The 3,718-nt window shown below is 54.7% G+C and carries 5 protein-coding genes; 3 read left to right on the plus strand and 2 right to left on the minus strand.

The annotated features are described in order from the left end of the window. Together flgF and WCJ41_RS20580 are read right to left on the minus strand one after the other, a co-directional pair. Nucleotides 1–598: flagellar basal-body rod protein FlgF (gene flgF, locus WCJ41_RS20575; RefSeq protein WP_336907705.1), on the minus strand; the 598-nt coding region annotated here is incomplete at its 3' end. Beyond that, entirely contained in the window at nt 598–1,380 is a 783-nt protein-coding gene (locus WCJ41_RS20580; protein WP_336907706.1) for a DUF1217 domain-containing protein, read from the minus strand. The genes flgF and WCJ41_RS20580, both read right to left, overlap by 1 nt. 131 nt (nt 1,381–1,511) lie before the next feature. Here WCJ41_RS20580 and motA point away from each other — a divergent pair, with 131 nt between their 5' ends. From motA to WCJ41_RS20595, 3 genes are all read left to right on the plus strand, one after another. Then, complete coding sequence (gene motA, locus WCJ41_RS20585; RefSeq protein WP_336907707.1) at nt 1,512–2,387, plus strand: flagellar motor stator protein MotA; 876 nt, start codon at nt 1,512–1,514, stop codon at nt 2,385–2,387. Nucleotides 2,388–2,565: 178 nt separating this feature from the next. Continuing rightward, a complete protein-coding gene (locus tag WCJ41_RS20590) occupies nt 2,566–3,240 on the plus strand; it encodes a FliM/FliN family flagellar motor switch protein (RefSeq protein WP_336907708.1) in 675 nt (224 codons plus the stop codon). Nucleotides 3,241–3,303: 63 nt separating this feature from the next. After that, nucleotides 3,304–3,639, plus strand: a complete 336-nt coding sequence (locus WCJ41_RS20595) for a FliM/FliN family flagellar motor switch protein (protein WP_336907709.1) — start codon at nt 3,304–3,306, stop codon at nt 3,637–3,639. The last annotated feature ends 79 nt before the right edge of the window (nt 3,640–3,718 follow it).

The raw sequence follows: 3,718 nt of genomic DNA on the forward strand, positions 1-3,718 counted from the left end.
CGTTCGAATCCTCCGTAAAGCCCTGGACGATCCCATCGCGCGTAAAATCATCAATGGGTGCCGGCGTCGAAGATGGAACGAAGGCCGAATTCTCGTAACGGCTGTAGCCTTTTCCCAGGTCGAGATCGAACAAACCCAGAGATCCCAAGGTTCTTCCATTTTGCCGGACCACCCCGTCATTGGAAATGTCAGGCGGGCCGCCATCCGGATCAACTGTCAATGGAGCCCCCCCAGCATCGAGGACGGGATGCCCTTCAAGCGTAACGATGTCACCAGTCGGCAGCATTTGAAGCCTGCCGTCACGCGTGTAAGCTGTGCCCAACGGTGTGCCAATCGCCAGGAAACCATTGCCGCGCACGGCCACATCCAGCGGATTTCCTGTCTTCTTAAAGCCCCCGCCCGATACATCGACATGCGGTCCACCATCAAACACAAAGCTGGTGTTGAAGGGTTGCGTCTTTGAGACAACAGTTGCGAACGTTACCGCCTCAGACTTGTATCCAACGGTCCCGGCATTGGCGACGTTGTTCGCAATGGTCTCCAACCGGCGGGCGAGAGCCAGTTGCCCGGACAGGCCGACCGGAGCGTTCATGTCCATCAGCGTCCATAGCCCCTGAGAAGCTGCATGCTCAGCAACAGCGAATTGTCAAAGCTTGCGAGGGTTGATCGACCGAGGCCGATCTGCGGTACATTCTGGCCTGCGACGCCATTGATTGCCTGCCATTTGGCCGTAAACCGGGTGATGAAGTTGTCAAGCCTTACCGGATCTTTGAGGTCATCGACATTGATCTTCGAGCGCAAAAATGCAGCCTGCTTGTCAACATCGGTATTGGAATAGGCGGGCGACAAACCCAATGCTGTCTGCACAACCTTGTAGAGTGCCGGATCGCCCATCAATCCATAGATGCTCGTGACGTCCGAGGCCTTGCGCTGAAAATAGAGTGCTAGTTTCACGCCCTCATCATTCTGGCCTGCATCAGATTCAAGCTGAATGCGCAGATAGCGATCGACCGTTCCCTTCTGGGCGCGGTCAAATGCCGTGGCAGTTGCACCATAGCGGGAGAAATTGAAGGCTTCAGCAAATTCGCGAAACCGCGGATCGGCCAACTGGAGCGCAAAGCTCTTCGATCCATCGACGCCCTCGGTCAGCACTTTGCGCATAAATGCCTTGCCGTAAATCATGTCCTTCAGGCCAAAGGCAGTCATGGCAAACTTATAGATGCGATCGTTTTTAAGAAACTCCTCAGCTGACTTTACCGTGCGGATGGTGGCAAGAAAGTAGTCAGCTTCCCGTTTCACGTCAGGACGATCGGAGATGACGCTGAGCGACTTTCCGATATTGCGCGCTATGTTCTGATACGTGGCCACAGTGCCAACCATGGATCTCTCCTCTACGGGAAGCCTGATGCCGACTCCTTGCCCGGACCTGAAGAAGCAGCACAACAGGCTCGCACAAGCCGCAAATCCTAGCGATTGAGATGAATTGAAACTCTTGGCGGAGATATGAACTCATGACTTTTGTCATCGGCATGGTCATCGTCTTCGGTTGCCTGCTTGGTGGTTTTGCAGCCATGGGTGGACATATCAGCGTTCTCTGGCAACCATTTGAATATGTGATCATACTTGGCTCGGCGATCGGGACATTTTTCGTGGCCAATCCGATGAAGGTCGTAAAGGACTCCTTCAAGGCCATCATGGAAGCAATCAAGGAGTCGACGCCAAGGCCGCGTGACTACCTGGACACCCTGGCCATTCTTTACGCTCTCATGCGCGAACTTCGGACCAAGACCCGAACCGAGATGGAAGTGCATGTCGACAATCCCGGAGAATCGGAAATATTCAAGGCCTTTCCCAAGATACTTGCGGAGAAGGACCTGACGAACTTCATCTGCGATTACTGCCGGCTCATCATCATCGGGAATGCACGCACTCATGAGATTGAAGCGTTGATGGACGAGGAGATTCAGACCATCCAGCGCGACAAACTGAAGGTTTATTTTGCACTGTCAGCAATTGCAGATGCTCTGCCCGCGCTGGGAATCATTGCGGCGGTGCTCGGTGTGATCAAGGCCATGGGCGCACTGGATCAACCCCCGGAAGTGCTGGGACATCTCATTGGTGCAGCACTTGTCGGCACATTTGCCGGCATTCTCTTCTCCTATGGAATCTTTGGACCACTCGCCACGAAGGTCAAGACGGTGCGGGAGAAACGGGTTCGACTCTATGTCATCATCAAGCAAACGCTTCTTGCTTTCATGAACGGAGCTATGCCTCAGGTTGCCCTCGAACATGGCCGCAAGACGATTTCCGCCTATGAGCGACCGACCATCTCTGAGGTTGAACAGGAGACGATGAATTCAGGCACCACTGATCCAAAGGCTGCATAAAGTGGCAAGATCACTCGACATCAATCACCTGCGACCGCGGCCACGCCCTGCAATTTCAGAACTTCATGGAATTTCGAGGCTTGCAGCTAAAGTTGGAGATGCCTGCGCAAGGGGACTCTCCGCATTGCGACCCGCACCGTGGCGCGTTACGCTGGATGGCATTCTTGTTGATGTGACAATGCCATCCGAGCCGGAGCGTGGATTGCTGAGGTTTGAGTCACAGCGCGGTTCACTCACGGCTTTGATGCTCATCGATCGTGATGCGATTTCAGCCCTGCTTGAGGCAGCGATGGGCGGAACTGGAGCTGAGCCCGCCTTTGAAATGCACGAAAGGCCACTTTCAAACATCGAGCGTCGCATCATGAATCTGGCACAGGCAACAATAGCCGAGCAACTCGCTCTAGCGCTTAGTGAGACTCTTGGCAGAACCTTCAGTCTCTTTGATGGCAGAGAGGCACCCGAGATGGCTCGAGGTTTACAGTTCGCTCAGTTTCGCTACATCGTGAATATCTTCACCCACAGCGGCGAGATATCGCTTATTTTTCTGCAGAACGAACTTGAAGAACAGATCGCGCAAGACAATCTGGACCAGGGTCGAGAGGTGGCAGTCCAAGAGCGCATCAGACTGCAGGAGGAAGTTGGGAGGTCCGAGATCAAGTTCGCGATCACCCTGGGGCAGGAGACATTGACCGTGGATGACATTGCCGGCATGCGCCCCGGAACACTCATAAACCTGACAGCAACAGCCTCGTCACCTGTGATCGTTTGGAGCGGTGATGTTGCGGCCTATGAAGCAACACTCGGGCGAAACGGTGACAAGCTCGCCATTACCATCGCTTCGGCGATCACCTGATCACTTTCCCGCAAGCCATAACCGACATTCTAGAAGCGTCAAAGGCCAGGCCAGGACGATATGATGACGACCAATCTGGGCGAACAGTTGCCTGACCTTACTCCCGGCCATGCAGAGTCTGCTTCCTTTTCCAACGAAGCCAAATCGATCCCCGGAGCGGTATTGCGCATTCCGGTATCTGTTCAAATCGTCATCGGATCAACGCGGTTGCCCTTGTCTCAGGTTGCGAGACTAGCACCCGGCACGACCTTGACACTGGAAGAGCGGCTTGGTTCACCCGTACGCATGCTCGTCAATGGTCGGGAAGTGGCGCTTGGCGACCTCTATGTGGTGGACGAGGCGGATGGCCGTCTAGGCATCACCATCACCAGTGTCGCCGGACCTTCCGCAGATCCGTGAGTTTCGCTGTGGAGTTCCAGTCATCGTCCACAACAAGAGGTGGCCGCGAGAAGGTTGCGATCTTGCTGCTTGCCCTCGG

Origin of the sequence: Aestuariivirga sp. (genome assembly GCF_037139295.1) — a bacterium.
GTDB lineage: Bacteria > Pseudomonadota > Alphaproteobacteria > Rhizobiales > Aestuariivirgaceae > Aestuariivirga.

Excerpts from the sequence above, each read along its gene's own strand:
- WCJ41_RS20580 (WP_336907706.1), bottom strand. The coding sequence starts at position 1,380 with ATGGTTGGCACTGTGGCCACGTATCAGAACATAGCGCGCAATATCGGA.
- motA (WP_336907707.1), top strand. The coding sequence starts at position 1,512 with ATGACTTTTGTCATCGGCATGGTCATCGTCTTCGGTTGCCTGCTTGGT.
- WCJ41_RS20590 (WP_336907708.1), top strand. The coding sequence starts at position 2,566 with ATGCCATCCGAGCCGGAGCGTGGATTGCTGAGGTTTGAGTCACAGCGC.
- WCJ41_RS20595 (WP_336907709.1), top strand. The coding sequence starts at position 3,304 with ATGACGACCAATCTGGGCGAACAGTTGCCTGACCTTACTCCCGGCCAT.